General features: G+C 37.1%; 17 protein-coding genes. 3 read left to right on the top strand and 14 right to left on the bottom strand.

From position 1 onward, the window contains the following. The first annotated feature begins 7 nt into the window (after positions 1 to 7). Positions 8 to 1,765, top strand: coding sequence for a signal peptide peptidase SppA (sppA, locus tag ATE49_RS03850; RefSeq protein ID WP_065081139.1), 1,758 nt, complete (start codon positions 8 to 10; stop codon positions 1,763 to 1,765). Positions 1,766 to 1,842: 77 nt separating this feature from the next. Here sppA and ATE49_RS03845 read toward each other — a convergent pair whose 3' ends face one another. The 13 genes from ATE49_RS03845 to ATE49_RS03785 all read right to left on the bottom strand — a co-directional run bounded on the left by ATE49_RS03845 (position 1,843) and on the right by ATE49_RS03785 (position 14,139). After that, the gene (locus tag ATE49_RS03845) at positions 1,843 to 2,103 is read right to left on the bottom strand and encodes a GlsB/YeaQ/YmgE family stress response membrane protein (protein ID WP_065081138.1); all 261 of its coding nucleotides are present in this window, start codon (positions 2,101 to 2,103) and stop codon (positions 1,843 to 1,845) included. 81 nt (positions 2,104 to 2,184) lie between these two features. Next, positions 2,185 to 3,147, bottom strand: coding sequence for a signal recognition particle-docking protein FtsY (gene ftsY / locus ATE49_RS03840; RefSeq protein ID WP_059156793.1), 963 nt, complete (start codon positions 3,145 to 3,147; stop codon positions 2,185 to 2,187). 11 nt (positions 3,148 to 3,158) lie between these two features. Continuing rightward, a complete protein-coding gene (locus ATE49_RS03835) occupies positions 3,159 to 3,635 on the bottom strand; it encodes a RidA family protein (protein WP_233174447.1) in 477 nt (158 codons plus the stop codon). A gap of 80 nt (positions 3,636 to 3,715) precedes the next feature. Next, the gene (locus ATE49_RS03830; protein WP_009085754.1) at positions 3,716 to 3,865 is read right to left on the bottom strand and encodes a DUF4295 family protein; all 150 of its coding nucleotides are present in this window, start codon (positions 3,863 to 3,865) and stop codon (positions 3,716 to 3,718) included. 20 nt (positions 3,866 to 3,885) lie between these two features. After that, the gene (gene rpmG / locus ATE49_RS03825) at positions 3,886 to 4,068 is read right to left on the bottom strand and encodes a 50S ribosomal protein L33 (protein ID WP_009085751.1); all 183 of its coding nucleotides are present in this window, start codon (positions 4,066 to 4,068) and stop codon (positions 3,886 to 3,888) included. A gap of 7 nt (positions 4,069 to 4,075) precedes the next feature. Next, positions 4,076 to 4,312, bottom strand: coding sequence for a 50S ribosomal protein L28 (gene rpmB / locus ATE49_RS03820; protein WP_009085749.1), 237 nt, complete (start codon positions 4,310 to 4,312; stop codon positions 4,076 to 4,078). 157 nt (positions 4,313 to 4,469) lie between these two features. Beyond that, positions 4,470 to 4,967, bottom strand: coding sequence for a cupin domain-containing protein (locus tag ATE49_RS03815; RefSeq protein WP_065081137.1), 498 nt, complete (start codon positions 4,965 to 4,967; stop codon positions 4,470 to 4,472). A 19-nt stretch (positions 4,968 to 4,986) separates the two neighbouring features. Next, on the bottom strand, positions 4,987 to 7,266 hold the full coding sequence (locus ATE49_RS03810; protein ID WP_065081136.1) for a GH92 family glycosyl hydrolase: 2,280 nt from the start codon (positions 7,264 to 7,266) through the stop codon (positions 4,987 to 4,989). Between the two features lie 19 nt (positions 7,267 to 7,285). Then, complete coding sequence (locus ATE49_RS03805; protein ID WP_059156790.1) at positions 7,286 to 8,146, bottom strand: ROK family protein; 861 nt, start codon at positions 8,144 to 8,146, stop codon at positions 7,286 to 7,288. Continuing rightward, on the bottom strand, positions 8,146 to 9,792 hold the full coding sequence (gene lnt, locus ATE49_RS03800; RefSeq protein WP_065081135.1) for an apolipoprotein N-acyltransferase: 1,647 nt from the start codon (positions 9,790 to 9,792) through the stop codon (positions 8,146 to 8,148). Before lnt ends, ATE49_RS03805 begins: the two co-directional genes overlap by 1 nt. Before the next feature lie 518 nt (positions 9,793 to 10,310). Further along, the gene (locus tag ATE49_RS03795) at positions 10,311 to 11,309 is read right to left on the bottom strand and encodes an LLM class flavin-dependent oxidoreductase (protein WP_059343548.1); all 999 of its coding nucleotides are present in this window, start codon (positions 11,307 to 11,309) and stop codon (positions 10,311 to 10,313) included. 47 nt (positions 11,310 to 11,356) lie between these two features. Beyond that, positions 11,357 to 13,504, bottom strand: coding sequence for a helix-turn-helix domain-containing protein (locus ATE49_RS03790; RefSeq protein WP_065081134.1), 2,148 nt, complete (start codon positions 13,502 to 13,504; stop codon positions 11,357 to 11,359). A 116-nt stretch (positions 13,505 to 13,620) separates the two neighbouring features. Then, positions 13,621 to 14,139 (bottom strand): gamma carbonic anhydrase family protein, encoded by a 519-nt coding sequence (locus tag ATE49_RS03785; protein WP_009085732.1) that lies wholly within the window; start codon positions 14,137 to 14,139, stop codon positions 13,621 to 13,623. Between the two features lie 157 nt (positions 14,140 to 14,296). Between ATE49_RS03785 and ATE49_RS03780 the strand changes: the two genes are divergently transcribed. Next, positions 14,297 to 15,175, top strand: a complete 879-nt coding sequence (locus ATE49_RS03780; RefSeq protein WP_065081133.1) for a NifU family protein — start codon at positions 14,297 to 14,299, stop codon at positions 15,173 to 15,175. Between the two features lie 33 nt (positions 15,176 to 15,208). Further along, positions 15,209 to 16,240 carry a ferrochelatase gene (gene hemH / locus ATE49_RS03775; protein WP_065081132.1) on the top strand — a complete coding sequence of 344 codons (1,032 nt, stop codon included), beginning with the start codon at positions 15,209 to 15,211 and terminating at the stop codon, positions 16,238 to 16,240. Between the two features lie 54 nt (positions 16,241 to 16,294). Here hemH and ATE49_RS03770 read toward each other — a convergent pair whose 3' ends face one another. Then, a complete protein-coding gene (locus ATE49_RS03770; RefSeq protein ID WP_065081131.1) occupies positions 16,295 to 17,563 on the bottom strand; it encodes a M24 family metallopeptidase in 1,269 nt (422 codons plus the stop codon). Positions 17,564 to 17,619 lie beyond the last annotated feature (56 nt).

The following is a 17,619-nucleotide window of genomic DNA, read 5'->3' as shown; positions in this document are numbered from 1 at the left end:
TAAAAAGATGAAAAATTTTTTCAAGACCGTTATGGCCAATATTGTTGCCATATTTATAGTAGGATTTATAGGCATGATAGGATTATTCCTGTTCATCCTCATTTCGTCCATGTCCGGCAAAGGTAGCGTAAATGTTAAAGATAATTCCGTACTGACAATTAATTTAAAAGATAATATTATTGAATCTACATCGGAGCTTTCCAGCTCGATATTTGATTTTGGAAATGACAGCAGCCTGAAAATTTCCGATATATTAAATGCGATCAAACAAGCAAAAGATGACAAAAAGATATCCGGTATATCCATAGAAACAGACGGAACCAGTGCTGGTATAACACAATTAGATGATATCAGAAAAGCGCTGGAGGATTTTAAAAAGTCTGGAAAGTTTGTCTATGCTTATGGAAATAACGTTTCCCAGAGTTCTTATTATCTTTCTACTGTAGCCGATCAGTATTACCTGAATCCAACTGGAGGTGTAGAACTAAAAGGTTTATCTACCGAGGTAGTATTCTTCAAAGATTTATTCGATAAATACGGAATTGGGGCAGATGTTATCCGTCACGGAAAATACAAATCTGCTGTGGAACCTTATTTAACAAACAAAATCTCTGATGAAAACAAAGAGCAATTATCATTCTTATTAAATGATTTATGGGGTAACATTTCTAAAAAAATAGAAACTTCCAGAAAGCTGAGTGCTGAAGAATTAAAAACAACTACGGACAGCCTTTATGGTATCATACCTGAATACGCTTTAAAAAGCAAACTAATTGACAAGCTTCTTCAGAAATCAGAATACGATAATCTTATTAAAGGCAAATTAAAAGTTGCAGCTAAAGACGACCTTAATAAAGTATCTATTGGAAACTATATTGAGTATGTAAATAAAAATGCATCCAGCTCTAACGCTAAAGATCAGGTAGCTGTCCTTTATGCTTCCGGAGAGATTTTCAGCGGAAAAGGAAATACAGGTATTTATTCTGAGAACTTCATTAAAGAGATAAAAAAGATCGAAAAGAACGACAATGTAAAAGCAGTAGTTCTTAGAATTAATTCTCCTGGGGGAAGTGCTAATGCCAGCGACGAAATTCTTTTTGAATTACAGCAGCTAAAAGCTAAAAAACCATTAGTTGTTTCATTTGGAGACTATGCAGCATCCGGAGGTTATTATATTGCTATGGCCGGGCAAAAGATTTTCTCGGAAGCCAATACATTAACGGGTTCTATCGGGGTATTCGGATTAGTCATGAACTTTAAAGAACTTGCTAACAGAAACGGACTTCGCTCTGATGTTGTAGCCACCAATGTTAATTCTAAAATGTTCTCTACTATTTCCGGTATGACTCCTGGCACAAGAAACATGATGCAGAAAAGCGTTGAACAAACCTACAAGCGTTTTGTTTATTTTGTAACCCAGAACAGAAAGAAGACTTTTGAAGAAATAGATGCTATTGGAGGAGGGCATGTATGGTCCGGGACAAGAGCAAAAGAACTAGGTCTGGTTGATGAAATAGGCACACTGGATGATGCTGTAAAATATGCTGCAGGACTAGCTAAAACCAAAGATTTCAGCATCAAAAGCTATCCTAAGGATAAGAGTAATTTCGAAAAGTTTTTCGAGAGTATGAACGAAGAGGATGTTGCTGCTAAAGCCATAGAAACAAAATTTGGTAAAGAGAACTACCAGTTATTCCAAAAGATTAACAATCCTAACAATAAAGGAGTACAAATGGCACTTCCATATGTACTGAAAATAGAATAGTCATTGTAAAGAATGAATAAAAAGTAAAGGCGGGAAAATTTTCCCGCCTTTACTTTTTATTAAACATCAATAATTTCTTACTCCTTATTAGAGACTACCTTACTATAGATAAACAATAGTAGAATTGCGCCTCCGATTGAGAACAGCCAGTTTTTGAAACTCCAGAAACTGTCAGCTGCATACCAGCCTATAGCGCCAGCTATCCAGCGTCCTAAAATAGATCCCAGAATACCTAGAAGAATAGTTACTAACCAGCCTCCCGGATCCTTACCCGGATGTATTGCCTTAGCGATTGCCCCAGCAATAAGCCCAAATACAATATATGTAATCCAGCCCATAATTTTGTGATTTTTAATAGATTATAAAATAGTTTAACTTTGTTATCTCAAATTTAGCAGAATTTAATTAAAAACTGCAAATTAATTTTCTTCTCTCTTTTTGAAAAATGAGTCAACAAATTCTGTACCATTAAAAAGTTGCAGATCCTGCATCTTTTCTCCTACTCCTATATATTTCACCGGTACCTGGAACTGATCCGAGATACCAATCACCACTCCACCTCTAGCTGTTCCGTCCAGTTTAGTAACTGCCAAAGCCGAGACTTCTGTAGCTGCTGTAAATTGTTTTGCCTGCTCGAAAGCATTTTGTCCCGTAGACCCATCCAATACTAAAAGTACCTCGTGGGGAGCATCCGGAATCACCTTTTGCATAACTCTTTTAATCTTGGAAAGCTCATTCATAAGATTTACCTTATTATGAAGCCTACCAGCTGTATCTATAATTACAACATCCGCATTTTGCGACACTGCAGATTGGACTGTATCGAAAGCAACAGATGCAGGATCAGATCCCATAGCTTGTTTCACAATCGGCACCCCTACTCTTTCAGACCAAATGACCAACTGATCTACTGCAGCAGCTCTGAACGTGTCTGCAGCACCAAGGACAACATTCAGCCCTTCTGATTTAAACTGATGAGCAAGTTTTCCAATCGTTGTTGTTTTCCCAACGCCATTTACACCCACCACCATTATTACATAAGGCTTTTTAGTCTTATCTATATTCTGTGTTCCGGCATGTGGATTTTCCAAAAGTAAGCCCGATATTTCTTCACGAAGAATATTGTTAAGCTCTGCTACATTTACATATTTGTCTTTAGCTACCCTGTCTTCAATTCTTCTGATGATTTTCACAGTAGTTTCAACACCTACATCAGATGCAATTAATACTTCTTCCAGATCATCCAGAACTTCATCATCAACTTTACTCTTTCCAACAACAGCTCTGCTTACCTTATCAAAAAATGACTGACTGGATTTCTCCAACCCTTTGTCTAAAGATTCTTTTTCTTCTTTTTTGAATATTTTTTTAAACCAACTCACTTAGCTAAATATTATTTATTTTTAACAATTGCCGTAACTTCTACTTCTATAAATACATCTTTCCTGAACAGTCCTTTTACTTCTAAAAGAGAACTGGCTGGCGGATTTTCGGTATTAATAAACTGATCTCTGACTTCTCTAAACTCGGCTATTTTAGAAATATCAGTAGTGAAAATTCCTAGCTTTACAATATCATTAAGGCTTGCTCCGCAATGCTCCAGAACAGCGCGGATATTCTGAAATACCTGCTGCGTTTGCGTTCTGACATCTGTCCCAACAACTTCTCCTTTCTGATTAACAGGAACCTGTCCCGATAAAATAAGCATTTTAGAGATTCCCAAAGGAACTTCAACTACCTGAGAAAGCCCTTTGATCTGAAATACCGACTCTGTATTTTTAAATTGTATCATTTCAACATTCTTCTGACCAAACACTATCATGAAACCCAGCAACAAACTGAATACTAAAATACGTCTGGATGGTTTCATATTAAATGTTTAATAAAACAAATATATAAAAAAAACTACCTAAATAGGTAGTTTTCTGTATGTTAAGTTCTTAACTTAAATTATTTTTTAAGATATGCATCTACTTCATCAGCGTTCATTACTTTTTCTTCGAAAACGTAAGCGCCGGACTTAGGTGATTTAACCATTTTAACCACTTTAGTCATTTTTTTAGAAGATGTCTGAAGGGTTGCTACAACTTTCTTAGCCATTGTCTTATTATTTTAAGAAGTTATTTAATTTCTTTATGAACAGTATACTTCTTCAAAACAGCGTTGAATTTCTTCAACTCTAATCTTTCAGTTGTATTCTTTTTGTTTTTTGTTGTGATGTATCTTGACATCCCCGGCATTCCGGATTCTTTATGCTCAGTGCACTCTAATATTACTTGCACTCTATTACCTTTCTTTGCCATTTTCTAATTATTTAATAAATCCGTTTCTAGTAGCTCTTTCAATAGCTTCCTCAACACCAATCTTGTTAATAACTCTCAATCCGTGAGCAGATACTTTCAAAGTAACGTGCTTCTCTTGCTCCGGAAGGTAAAATTTCTTTTCCAATAAATTAATCTCAAAGCGTCTTTTGGTCTTATTATTGGCGTGAGAAACGTGGTTCCCGACCATTGCACGCTTACCTGTTATCTGGCAAATTTTTGACATATCTTTAGTCTTTTACTACTTATTCAAATTGAAGTGCAAAATTATGTATTTTTTTTCAAACACACAAAATTTTATATTTTATTTTCCTGAAAATCTTTTCAGAATACTTATCGTTCACGATATAATGAGAGGTTACGATGAATATGAAAGTTTAAAATTATCTTCCAAAATCATCCTGTACCCTTACAATATCATCCTCGTCGGACGGATTATCAGCATCTGTATGCTGCCAGATCTCGGCAACTACTCCCCATCCTTCTAACCCGATTAGACGGTGTCTTTCTCCCTGTTCTAGCTTTACCTGATCTTTTGGGCTATATTCTTTTAATTCGCCTTCTTCATCAGTATTACTTCTTTTAATACCTACAACACCATCCACAACTTGCCATATTTCAGCTCTTCTGTGGTGATACTGCCAGCTTAATCTAGCCTGAGGAGCAACCAAAAGAATTTTAGGACTTAGCTTCCCTCCTATCTTCAGGCTTTCTACATCAATTCCGTCAAAATATTGATTAGCGAAATCCTGAGCCTGTTTTTCTTCGATTACAAAGAAGCCTCCCCAAGGTCTGCTATCATCTTTTGCTACAATATTAAACCCTTGTTCTCCAAGTGTTTTTTCTATTCTGTTAAAGATTTCTGTTTTTTCAGTATTCATAATATATTAAATATCTCTGTTATAATTTTTCTGTTGACATAGAGTAAGGAAAATCTTTTTCCTGTGAACCTCTTTCTTTATTAGGCTGTGCTTTCATATCAAAATTCAACACCGCTCCTTTCATCAATTCCTGATGGTTCAACCAGTTTTTAGAATAAGGCAGGTTATTCACCTTTAAAGATTCCACATATATATTTTCCTGGCTGTTCTGTGGTGCTTTAATTTCAATTTTTTTACCATTCTCCAGGTGAATAGTTGCTTCCTTGAATAATGGAGCTCCCAAAACATACTGATTGGTAGCCGGTGTTACCGGATAAAAACCTAAGGCCGAAAACACATACCATGCTGATGTTTGCCCATTATCCTCATCTCCACAATATCCGTCCGGTGTAGGCTTATACAATTTGTTAATCACCTGGCGTGTCCAGTATTGTGTCTTATAAGGAGCACCTGCATAATTGTATAAATAGATCATATGCTGAATTGGTTGATTACCATGTGCATATTGTCCCATATTCATAATTTGCATCTCACGGATTTCGTGAATTACAGATCCGTAATAAGAATCATCAAAAACTGGTGGTAATGAAAATACCTCATCCAATTTTGCTTCAAATTTCTTTTTGCCTCCCATTAACTTAGACAGTCCGTCAATATCCTGAAAGACTGACCAGGTATAATGCCAGCTGTTACCTTCTGTAAAAGCATCTCCCCATTTAAACGGATTAAAAGGAGACTGGAATTTCCCGTCTTTATTTTTACCTCTCATCATTCCGGTAGAGGTATCAAAAACATTTTTATAGTTATAAGCTCTTTTCTTAAAAATCCCGATTTCAGACTCAGGTTTTCCAAGTGCTTTTCCTAACTGGTAAATCGCAAAATCATCATAAGCATATTCCAGTGTACGTGCAGCATTTTCATTAATCTGAACATCATAAGGAACATAACCTAAAGAGTTGTAGTAAGAAACACCTCTTCTTCCGACAGCATCCATCGGTCCTTCATTATTGGCACCATGAACAACAGCTTTCCACAAGGTTTCAATATCATAGCCTCTAAGCCCTTTTATGTAAGCATCTGCAACTACGGAAGCGGAGTTATTACCAATCATTACATCTGCAAATCCCGGACTGCTCCACTCCGGAAGAAAACCTCCTTCTTTGAATGCATTAGCCAGTCCCTCCTGCATTTCTACATTAATGCTTGGATACACCAGATTCAGGAACGGGTACAAAGCCCGGAAAGTATCCCAGAAACCTGTTCCTGCAAACATTCTTCCATCTAATATTTTCCCGTTATAAGGGCTCCAGTGTTTTATTTTATTCTGAGCATCTATTTCATAAAGTTTTTGCGGGAAGAACAAAGTACGGTACATCGCAGAATAAAACGTTCTGTATTGTTCATCTGTTCCGCCTTTAACCTCAATTTTACCCAATGTTTTGCTCCAGATATCTTTAGCATTGCTTTTTACCTGAGCAAAAGACTGATTCCCAATTTCTCTTTTCAGATTAATTTCAGCTTGTTCAAAGCTAATAAAGGATGATGCTACCCTTGCATAAACGGATTCTTTTGCCTTAAGCTTAAAACCTACAATCGCTCCTGCATGATTGCTTGTGATCTCCAACTGATCATTCACCAGTACATTATCTTTCCATGCTGATGTCAGATCAAAATCTTTATCAAACTGAACAACAAAGTAATTTTTGAAATTTTCGTATTTACCTGCTGCATATCTGGTTGTATACCCAATAATTTTCTTTTCCTTAGGAAGTATTTTGATATATGATCCTTTGTCCAGTGCATCAATTACTACATATGCACTATCCGTTTTAGGAAAATCAAACTTAAAATAGGCTGCTCTTTCTGTTGGTGTAAGTTCTGTCGTTACATCTGCATCTGCCAGATACACGCTATAGGAATAAGGTGTCGCAACCTCAGCTTTATGACTAAACCAGCTGGCTCGTTCATCTTCTTTAAATTTAGGCTTACCAACTCCCGGCATTATGGCAAATGCACCATAATCATTCATCCACGGGGATGGCTGATGAGTCTGTTTGAAGCCTTTTATTTTATCCGCATCATAAGTATAAGCCCAGCCGTCACCCATTTTTCCGGTTTGTGGTGTCCATAGATTCATTCCCCATGGCAAACCGACTGCCGGATATGTATTTCCGTTGGACAGAGAATGTTTAGATTGTGTACCCATAAGGGTATTTACATAATCTACAGGCTTAAGATCTTGTCCAAAGGAGAAATAACTGCAAAGTGACAAAACAGTTACAATAATTTTTTTTCTCATAGTTTAACAGTTACAGGTTTTAGTTTTTCATTTTCAAAGCATAACTAGCTGCTCCGAGAATTGCTGCATCTTCAAAAATTTCGGATATTTCAATTTTCAGCTCTATCCGGTTCTCCTCAAGAATATGATTTAAACGTTCAGAAAAATAAGGATATGCTTTAGAAATATTGCCTCCGATCACTAAAACTTCAGGGTCATAATATTTTACATATTTCAGTATAAATTCCGCAAAAGAATCTGCATATTCATCGAACATTTTGTTTCGAAGCTCCTCTGGCTTATCCAGTAAATCTTTAGCTCCTGTAATTGTTTCACCTGTTAGTTCCGCATAACGGTTAACAAACCATCTTGTCGCAAGGTAATCTTCACAGATACTCTCATGAAAAGGTGAATTCCACAAATCTTCATCAGTAGCTACAGTTCCGTTGTAAAAGGTAGTTCCCAAACCTGTACCAAGCGTAACACCAAAAATTCTTCCGTGTCCTTGTACACAGCCGCCAAATACTTCTCCTTCAAGAAAAGCAGCAGCATCATTGATGAAATGAATCTGATTTTTATTTATTTCCAGACGGCGTGCCAGTTCTTCTTTGATGTTCACTTCATATATGGAACGAAACTTTCCTTGTAACATCAATGAGACACCATTTTCGTAATCGAAGGGTCCCGGCATAGCGATACCAATAAGTAATTCCTCTTTTCTTAAATTTCCAACAGCTTTTTCAATACCCGAAACCCAGGCATGGAAAATTGTTTCAGGATCTGCGAAAGAGTCTACACGCTCACGGACATAAGTAGAAGTAATAATTTCATGTTTCTCAGGATCTACCTGTGCTAAGGTAATATGTGATCCGCCTATGTCTATGCCAACTATATTTTGCATTATTTCTTGACTTTATTTTTACTTGATAAATAGATTTGAGACCAAAAATAGATAAACAGAAAACCAAATACAAATAATGCTATTCTATAAATTACATCTCCGTATTTCACATAAGGAGTTTCTCCTTCAAAAATCCCTGCCTTCACCTGAATTGCTCCCTGAGCACCGTAAGGAAGATTCTCTACAACATCTCCCCTGACATTGATATGGGCACTTGTACCGCTATTAGCTGCACGCACAACTTCTTTACGCGTTTCTATTGCTCTTAGTTTTGCCAGAGCTAATAACTGGCGGTGACCAGGCGAGTACCCCCACCAGGAATCATTGGTCATAATTGCTAATAGATTAGCTCCGTTCTTTACATATTCTGTTACATATTCTCCATAAACACTTTCATAGCAAATAATAGGAGCAACTTTAGCAGTATTGTACGGATTTGAAAACACTTTTCTTTCTTTATCACTTCCCAGTGATGCTATTGTTCCGCCAAAGTTCAGCATAGCTTCACCCAGCAACGGTTTTAGCACTGTTATATAGGGGAAACTTTCCACACCAGGGACCAGTTTTCCTTTATGATAAGTTTCTATCTTTTGTCCCGGAACAATCTGCAATGCTGTATTATAACTATCTACCCACACACCAACGTTTCCTACCAGGTAAGCCGTTTCAGAAGCTTTCTCTTCACTTGAGTAAACTTTATAAGTTGAAGCTCCTGTCAGGAATACCGATTGCGGATATTGTTTTGTAAAATCCTGTATACTGTTCAGAACATGGCTATAGGCAAAGCCATTTTCACTAAGTCCTCCGGAACCTGGAATTGCAGTTTCCGGAGCAATAAAGAAATCTACTTTCCCTTTTGTATTCTTTTTAGCTATATCCAATAACTCATTTACAATAGTAATACTATCCTTGCTGTATTTTTCTGCATAAGGATCAAGTTCAGGCTGTAACAAGACTGCATTCACCGTTTTATCAGAAGTAAGTTTTATCTGATTATACTTTACCAGGGATAAACTCAGCGGGATTAATATAATGGCCAAGAAAATCGCTGTATTTTTTATGAGTTCCTTTCTCTTTCTGGTTACCTGGAAAAGTCGGTATGTATAATAAGCAGCAACATTGGCCGTCAGAATCCATAAAGACCCACCGAAGACACCTGTTGTATCATACCACTGAACCCACTGATGCCAGCCTGCAAATGCGTTTCCAAGTGTAAGCCATGGCCAGCTGAGCTCCCAACTGGTATGAAGTTTCTCAAAACAAATCCATAGGGCTACAAAAAATACCAAGCCCAGATAAGTTCCTATCCTTTTTTTGTAAACATGATAGAACAGAAATACCAGCGACATCATTGTAGAATTAAGCAATGTAGGCACAGCTACAGCTATAATGGAATGACTACCATCCGGCATTAGAGAATTGAATAACCACCATGTAGTAAGTACATTCCAGATGAAGAAGCTTAGAAAGCTGAATCCAAATACTGCAAGTTTTTTCCTTTTTACTGTACTGAAATTAGTAATATGATGCTCCAGTAACATGAGTGGAACAAAAGCAATGAATATAAATACAGGTATTCCGTGAGCGGGCCACGATATTGCGAACAACAATCCGCTAAGTACGGATAGGGATAAATATTTAAGCATAGATTTTAATCTTCACAAATTTAAAAAACTGTCTGAATTATTTTACCGCAAAGTCTGTAAAGATTTTATGAAATAATTCATTATTTTTCAGGACGTTGGTATATTAGCGTGAGCCCGAAATTATTTTTCTAATAAAGGAATTATTGTAAAACTGCAAAATCGGTTATTTGTAACTGTTTTTAAAACAAAAAACATGATTTTATTGCGAGGAACTCAAAGAGTCTATTACTTCTTATTCTCTTTTTAAGAATGCAAAGCCGTTAACACTTAGCAAAGCCCACCAAGAGCTTAATTTTCTGAATGTCTAAATGGTGAATTTAGAGTTGTCAGGCTGGGCCGAATTTATAGTGAACCTGACGAGCTATTGAAGCCGTACATTATACAAACTGCAAAATTGGCTTTTTATAACAGTTTTAAAACGAAAAAACATAAAGCCAAAACAATAAAAAACAAAGTACAAAAAGGAAATGATAAAAAGCCCTCTCCTTTTTGTACTTCTAAATACTATTTCTTACCAATTAACCTGTAATTGCTTCTTTCAGAATTTCATAAGACCTGAGCCTTGCTTTATGATCATAAACGTTGGTAACCGCCATTAATTCATCGATCTGATATAATTCAAGAAAATCATTTAATTTCTTTTGCACTGTTTCCTTACTTCCTATGATACTCAGGGAAAGCATTCGGCGAACCTGCATTGCTTCCATAGGCGACCAGATTGCATCCATATCTTCAACAGGTGGCTGAGCCGGCTTCCTGTCATTCCGGACGAGGTTAACAAATGCCTGATATAAGGTTGTAGACAAATATTCAGCCTCTTCATCTGTATCTGCTGCAATGATATTAGTTGCTGCAATAATATACGGTTTCGGAAATCTATCCGAAGGTTTATAATTCTCCCGGTAAATCTTAAATGCCATACCCATCTGATCGGGAGCAAAATGTCCGGCAAATGCATAAGGCAAACCTAATTCCGCAGCCAGCCATGCACTATCTGTACTGGACCCTAATATATAAACAGGAATATCCAGCCCTTCTCCCGGAATGGCTCTTACCTGTCCATTTTTATTTTCTTCCGAAAAATAAGTATGCAGTTCAGAAATCTGTCTCGGAAACTGCTCATTGATAATTTGTGGATTCCTTCCCAGAGCCATAGCTGTGTAACCATCAGTCCCCGGTGCACGCCCGACTCCCAGATCAATCCTTCCCGGATACAAGGACTCCAATGTCCCAAATTGCTCTGCTATAATCAACGAACTATGATTAGGTAACATTACGCCTCCGGAGCCTACACGAATAGTATTGGTCCCCTCGGCAATATAACCGATCAATACAGAAGTTGCCGAACTGGCAATACTTACCATATTATGGTGTTCTGCCAACCAGAAACGGGTATATCCCAATTTCTCTACATATCTGGCTAAATCCAGTGAGTTATTCAGCGTTTGTTTAATTGTATTGCCTTGTGCTATATAAGCCAGATCCAATACTGAGTATTTTAAATTTTGTAAAGTCATTTCTTTAAAATTTTAGATTTAATGCCTGAAATTTTATTTTCTGTTATCTAACTTTTATTTTCGTATTTATGGTTAAAATGATTCCATAGAATCCTGATTTCATGAAATTCAAATTCATCCGGTAATGCTTTCTTCCAGTCCGAAAGATTATCGAAAGCCTCTTCACGGTATTGATCTTCAAATATTCTAATTCTTTTTCTGTCAAAGATTCGCTCCATATCGACAAGCCCTAATTCGGCCATCTTTGCAAGATGTCCATATACAGTAGATGTTACCAGCCCTCTTTCTTTAGCAATCTCACCCGGTGTTTTTCCTTCTTCAAATAGCTGAAAGGTGATAATATGCGTAGGTTTTTTCATCATTTTAGCCGAAGTATCCAATTCTTTTTCTTTATCAAACAAAGGAACATCCAGCAAATAAGATTCTTTCAGCCTGTCAATATATTCTTCCAGATCATCTATAAAAGATTTCACCTCTTCATTATACGCCTTTAATCCTTTCACTCCTTTTGTCTCGGAGTAATAATCTTTTAATGGCAGTAAAAACTGTTCCACCACATTTGTATAAAAGAAATTTACAGCTCCTTTACACTTCTCTTCAATCTCCAGCCATTTGGTATTTCCGGCAATGAAACTTTTGGATTTTTGCTGAATAAATCTTTTAAATTTCTCAGATATACCGAAAAGCTTTTCGGTTTCTATTTTAAAAATCTGTGAAAGATTCTTCACTTTTTCCTGATCCAGTCCTTTAGCCGAAAGTGCAGATGCCATCCATGTAATTGCGGAATCTTTCAGCCAGGCAGCATCTATTGTCATCTGAACCTTATGCAGAGTATAATCATATTTTTCCTGCTCCAGAATCTGCTCCAGAATATCATTGGCATTAGTTGATTTCTGGAAATTTTCAATTCTGTGATCACTAAATATAACTTCCGGAGTTATTTTCGATTTTAGCACAATTCCTTCCAATGTACGACAACGGCTGAGCGCCACATACACCTGTCCGCTAGCAAAAGATTTACCTGCATCTATAATCACGCGATCGAAAGTAAGTCCCTGGCTCTTATGTATTGTCACAGCCCAGGCCAGGCGTATCGGATACTGCTCAAAACTACCCAATACTTCTTCCTTAATATTCTTTTCTTCGTCCAGAGAATATTTTTTCTGTTCCCAGGTTTCTTTCGTCAGCGTTATTTCCTCTTCCGTACCATCCAGCACTGCTTTTATAACATCTTCATCGATATAGGAAATCTCAGCAAGTTTACCATTATAAAATTTCTTCTCCGAAGAAGTGTCATTCCTGATAAACATAATCTGAGCCCCCACTTTCAGCTCCAAAACTTCTTCATTGGGAAACTGGCTTTCGCTAAAGCTTCCTACAACAGCTGCTTTGTAGAATTTGGTTTTACCGCCTAGTTCAGACAGTCTTTTCTGATTGATATTATCAGCTATCCGGTTATGTGAACACAGGTAGATATATGCTTCATCTTTTGGTTCAAAATCCGGTTCGTATCGGGAATTTAATTTTTCAAAATCAAGACCACGGACATCAGCATCACGGACTGCATTCAAAATCTCAAGAAACTCTTCATCCTGCTGGCGGTAAACTTTCATTAGCTCAACCGTAACCAAAGGAACTTCCTGTAATGCTTTAGCCGAGAAGAAAAAAGGTGAGTTATAAAACCTGGATAATATTCTTTCTGAATCATCTCTTACAACTGGTGGCAGCTGATACAGATCTCCTATTAACAATAGCTGTGCTCCTCCAAAAGGCAATTGATTTCTACGGACATGTCTCAGCGAATGATCCATCATATCCAAAACATCAGCACGCAGCATTGAAACCTCATCGATAATAATCAGTTCAATTTCCCGAAACAGTTTTAGTTTGTCTTTTCTGTATTTAAAATGTGGGAAAAGATCATTGATATTCATGGCCAGATTACGATCGATATGCTCTGTAGTGGGCACAAAAGTTCGTGGCGGAATTGTGAACAGCGAATGTATAGTTACTCCTCCTGCATTAATAGCCGCAATACCTGTAGGTGCGACAACGATGTGTTTTTTGCGTGTGTTTTTTACAAAATTATTCAGGAAGGTAGTCTTACCTGTTCCTGCTTTACCTGTTAAAAAGACGCTTCTGTTTGTATGTTCAAGTAATTCGACGAGTGCCTCCAATGAATGAAAAAGTTTCATCAAAGTTAAGGCATAAAAAAGCGAAAAGCAATCCTTACGGAAATGCTTTTCTGTATTTTAAATTTTCAGTTATATGCTTTCTCCCTTCGTAAAAGCAATAAAATAAGTATTAACTGCTAATCTTCTTTATACCAAGAAGAGTATTTAATATAGTTATTCGATATTCTGTGAATTTCTCCTTCCAGTAAGTCTACAGAAACCGATTTTATTTTTTTTGCCGGCACTCCTGCCCAGATTTCTCCGGCTTTAATATGTGTTCCTTGAGTAACAACAGCTCCGGCTGCAACAATCGAATTATTTTCTACGACACAATCGTCCATTACAATAGCCCCCATCCCAATAAGAACATTGTCATGTACCTGACATCCGTGAACAATTGCATTATGGCCAATAGAAACATTGTCTCCAATTATAGTTTCAGTCTTTTCGAAAGTACAGTGAATCATTGCATTGTCCTGAATATTCACCTGATTACCGATTCTTATACTGTTTACATCTCCTCTAATAACTGCATTAAACCATACGCTGCAGTCTTTCCCCATTTTAACATCACCAATTATCGTTGCAGTTTCTGCCAGATAAACATTCTCTCCAAACTCCGGTGTTTTCCCCAGTAATTCTTTTATTAAAGCCATAATTTATTTTTTATAAATAAAATCAATCGAAAGAATCGAATACCCGCAAACCTTTATCCATCAACAGTTTGAGCCCTTCACTGATTTTAAGTCTTGTTTAGATTTTTATTACCCACCAATTTACGATATTTTTGTATTCATTTTATTCAAAATAACAATGTATCAAATCTTAATAGAACCTACTGAAAATCCAAAAGTCCTGAAGTTTGTCGCTGGACATACTTTAATTGAAGGCTCTTTGGAACTGGATAGAAACTCTGATATTTCAGAGATCCCTGTTGCACAGGAATTATTCAACTATCCGTTTATCACCCGTATCTTTATTACTGCTAATTTTATTGCGGTAGCTAAAGAAGATACTGTTGAGTGGGATGTTGTGGCTCAAAGCCTTAAAAATGTAATTGAAGATCAGTTACTGGCTTATCCAAAAATCTTTTTACCAAAGAAAAAAGAACAGTATACATTATACGCTGAGATGACTCCAAATCCTGCGGTAATGAAGTTTGTTTCCAACAAAATTTTACTGGAAGGCTTTCTGGAAATACGCACACCTGAAGAGGCTACAGATATTCCTTTAGCTAAAACAGTTTTTGAAAAACTGGATTATGTAAAGGAAATTTTTATCAGTGATAATTTTGTAGCACTTACCAAGACGGATAATGTACAATGGCATGAGGTAATGATGGATGCACGTGGCTTTATTGCAGATTACCTTCAGAACGGTAACCCTATCAGCAATGTTCCCGCACATCAGCATGAAAATCCGGTACAAAAAATCATTAACCGTGATTATACTGACGATGAACAAAAAATCAGTGATATCCTAAATGAATATGTATCTCCTGCAGTAGAAAATGACGGTGGAAAAATTTCTTTAATTGAATATGATAAAGAAAGCAAAACTGCAAGAATGTTATTACAGGGAGCATGTAGCGGCTGTCCTTCTTCTACAGCAACATTGAAAAACGGTATTGAAGGAATTCTGAAACAATTTGTTCCTGAACTTGTGAACAATGTTGAAGCTGTTAACGGATAATTCTCTATTACAAACACCAATAATAAAAAACTTGTGAGTAACCCTCAGACTTCAAATATTAAAAAAGGAATTTTACTGGTTAACCTTGGCTCTCCCAAATCCACATCCATAAAAGATGTAACAGAATATCTTGATGAATTTCTGATGGATGAAAGGGTAATTGATACCAGATGGCTGTTCAGATCTTTATTGGTACAGGGAATTATTCTGAAAACCCGTCCAAAAAAGTCCGCAGAAGCTTACAAAACAGTCTGGACCGATCAAGGGTCACCATTGATTGTAATCTCAGAACAGATACAAAAAAAACTTCAGCAGGTAGTAGATGTTCCTGTAGCATTGGGGATGCGTTACGCACAACCCTCTATTGAAAAAGGAATTCAGGATCTTGTAGATAAAGGAGTAAACGAAATCATTCTTTTCCCTTTATATCCACAATATGCTATGAGTACTACCGAAACCGTTAGTGTAAAAGCTGAAGAGGTAAGAAAGAAAAAATTCCCTGATGTAAAGATTAAATATGTAAAACCTTTTTACAACCGCGATATTTACATTGATGCTCTTGCTGGCAGTATCAGAAAGCAATTGCCTGAGAAGTTTGATAAACTCCAGTTTTCTTATCATGGTGTACCTGAAAGACATATTTATAAAACAGATCCTACAAAAACCTGTAATCTGGAGAACTGCAGAACTGAAGGACCTCATCATTTCAATGAATACTGCTATCTGAATCATTGCTATGAAACGACCCGATTAGTCCGCGAAAAATTAGGATTAGCCGAGGACAAAGTAATCATTACTTTCCAATCCCGTTTAGGAAAAGATCCTTGGGTTCAGCCTTATACAGATGCTACTTTGGAAAGTCTTCCTAAGCAGGGAGTAAAAGATTTAGCAGTTGTATGTCCGGCTTTTGTTTCAGACTGTCTGGAGACACTTGAAGAAATTTCCGAAGAAGGAAAAGAAATCTTTGAACATGCAGGCGGAAAATCCTTCTCCTACATTCCTTGTCTAAACGACAATGATGAATGGATACAGGTCATGAAAAAACTCTGTGAAGAATTATATTAATATAAATTGTTGAAAAAAATACCTGAATTATCTTCAGGTATTTTTTTATTTAGGCTAATAATCTGCCCGCATTAGAAATGTCGAATTAGAATTAAGTTCTATTCCTTTATCTTTCCCGACAATCACTGTTCCTCCGATATTGGCAAGATGATTTTCAAAAGCACAATTAGGTTCAAACGCAAAGCACATTCCTTCCCGAAGAACGATATCACGTCCCGGATTTGGCAACCTTCCTACATTACCATAATTACCAGCCTGCTGAAGAGATTCTATTCCCGGCGCCGTACCAAAACCAATAGGTCCGTAAGGATTGATACTATGAATAAGCGGATGCACATGCCATCCTTTAGCAGCCAATAAAGGTTTCTCCATCGCATCGACTACTTCTCCGAAAGTTATACCTTCTTTTAAGTTTTCTACACCTATTTCATAACATTCCCGGGCCACCTCAGCTGCTCTCTCGATATCCGGATGAACTTTCCCAACTGCAACTGCAGCCTGGTGCTGAGTTTCGTACATACCATATAGTGCAAATATCTCAGACAGTACAATATCGCCTTCCTGTATAATTCTTGGAGCCTGCGAACGGTATTGCCATGCTGGTGGTCCCCATCCAATATATTCAGGTCCTGAACCTAGCAAAATCTCCGCAGTAAAACCTCCCATGGAAATACAGGTTGCTGTAATAGCTGCTGCAACTTCAGCCTCACTTACTCCCGGCTTTATTGTTTTTCGCATTGCCTCACTCATCTCTTCACCTATATGTGCAGCATATTTTATTAACGAAAGTTCTTCTTCACTTTTCACAGATGCAAGCTTGAAAAAATCTAAGAATACCGGTTTTAATACCGCATTTGGAAAAACCGCTGTTATACCTTTCCATGTAAGATGTGGCATTGCTCCATCAAAATAAAATGGAGGATATGGCTCTAATCCTACAATACCAATTTGCGGGGTTGTATCAACTCCTATATTCTTCAATACCTGTCCGATATATTCTCCGGTTTTGCCTACATAAATCTGTTCAGGGGATATCCACTGCTGGTCCCCACGCGACATAGCCTGCATATGATCTGCTATCATCATGGGTGCGAAAGTTACAACTACTGGTTTTTCTTCTTTATGAAATATTACAACTGACCCCAGGCGATCGTTTGTAAAATAATGATCAATACAAAAGGGTGCCGGAGCCGCAGATTCGCGATCTCCATAAATAATCAGTGTATCCAGATTATTATTTTTCATAATTTTCCTCGCCAGCTGCCAGCGGCGATCACGTTCTACAAAAGATAATGGCGCAGGAATTGACATTTTTGTTCTCATAATTTTATACTTAAATTAATAAGAACAAAGTACGTTGCACAAGTACAGAGAATTAT

The organism is Elizabethkingia miricola, from assembly GCF_001675285.1.
Taxonomy (GTDB): domain Bacteria; phylum Bacteroidota; class Bacteroidia; order Flavobacteriales; family Weeksellaceae; genus Elizabethkingia; species Elizabethkingia miricola.
Note: the sequence above shows the minus strand (reverse complement) of the source record. Positions and strands in the feature narration are given on the sequence as shown.

Bases quoted from the DNA above. Each gene is read 5' to 3' on its own strand.
- ATE49_RS03795 (WP_059343548.1), bottom strand. From the start codon at position 11,309: ATGACTTTACAAAATTTAAAATACTCAGTATTGGATCTGGCTTATATA.
- ATE49_RS03805 (WP_059156790.1), bottom strand. From the start codon at position 8,146: ATGCAAAATATAGTTGGCATAGACATAGGCGGATCACATATTACCTTA.
- ATE49_RS03815 (WP_065081137.1), bottom strand. From the start codon at position 4,967: ATGAATACTGAAAAAACAGAAATCTTTAACAGAATAGAAAAAACACTT.
- ATE49_RS03845 (WP_065081138.1), bottom strand. From the start codon at position 2,103: ATGGGCTGGATTACATATATTGTATTTGGGCTTATTGCTGGGGCAATC.
- sppA (WP_065081139.1), top strand. From the start codon at position 8: ATGAAAAATTTTTTCAAGACCGTTATGGCCAATATTGTTGCCATATTT.
- rpmG (WP_009085751.1), bottom strand. From the start codon at position 4,068: ATGGCAAAGAAAGGTAATAGAGTGCAAGTAATATTAGAGTGCACTGAG.
- ATE49_RS03770 (WP_065081131.1), bottom strand. From the start codon at position 17,563: ATGAGAACAAAAATGTCAATTCCTGCGCCATTATCTTTTGTAGAACGT.
- ATE49_RS03790 (WP_065081134.1), bottom strand. From the start codon at position 13,504: ATGAAACTTTTTCATTCATTGGAGGCACTCGTCGAATTACTTGAACAT.
- ATE49_RS03830 (WP_009085754.1), bottom strand. From the start codon at position 3,865: ATGGCTAAGAAAGTTGTAGCAACCCTTCAGACATCTTCTAAAAAAATG.
- ATE49_RS03785 (WP_009085732.1), bottom strand. From the start codon at position 14,139: ATGGCTTTAATAAAAGAATTACTGGGGAAAACACCGGAGTTTGGAGAG.
- lnt (WP_065081135.1), bottom strand. From the start codon at position 9,792: ATGCTTAAATATTTATCCCTATCCGTACTTAGCGGATTGTTGTTCGCA.
- rpmB (WP_009085749.1), bottom strand. From the start codon at position 4,312: ATGTCAAAAATTTGCCAGATAACAGGTAAGCGTGCAATGGTCGGGAAC.
- ATE49_RS03780 (WP_065081133.1), top strand. From the start codon at position 14,297: ATGTATCAAATCTTAATAGAACCTACTGAAAATCCAAAAGTCCTGAAG.
- ATE49_RS03810 (WP_065081136.1), bottom strand. From the start codon at position 7,266: ATGAGAAAAAAAATTATTGTAACTGTTTTGTCACTTTGCAGTTATTTC.
- ATE49_RS03835 (WP_233174447.1), bottom strand. From the start codon at position 3,635: ATGAAACCATCCAGACGTATTTTAGTATTCAGTTTGTTGCTGGGTTTC.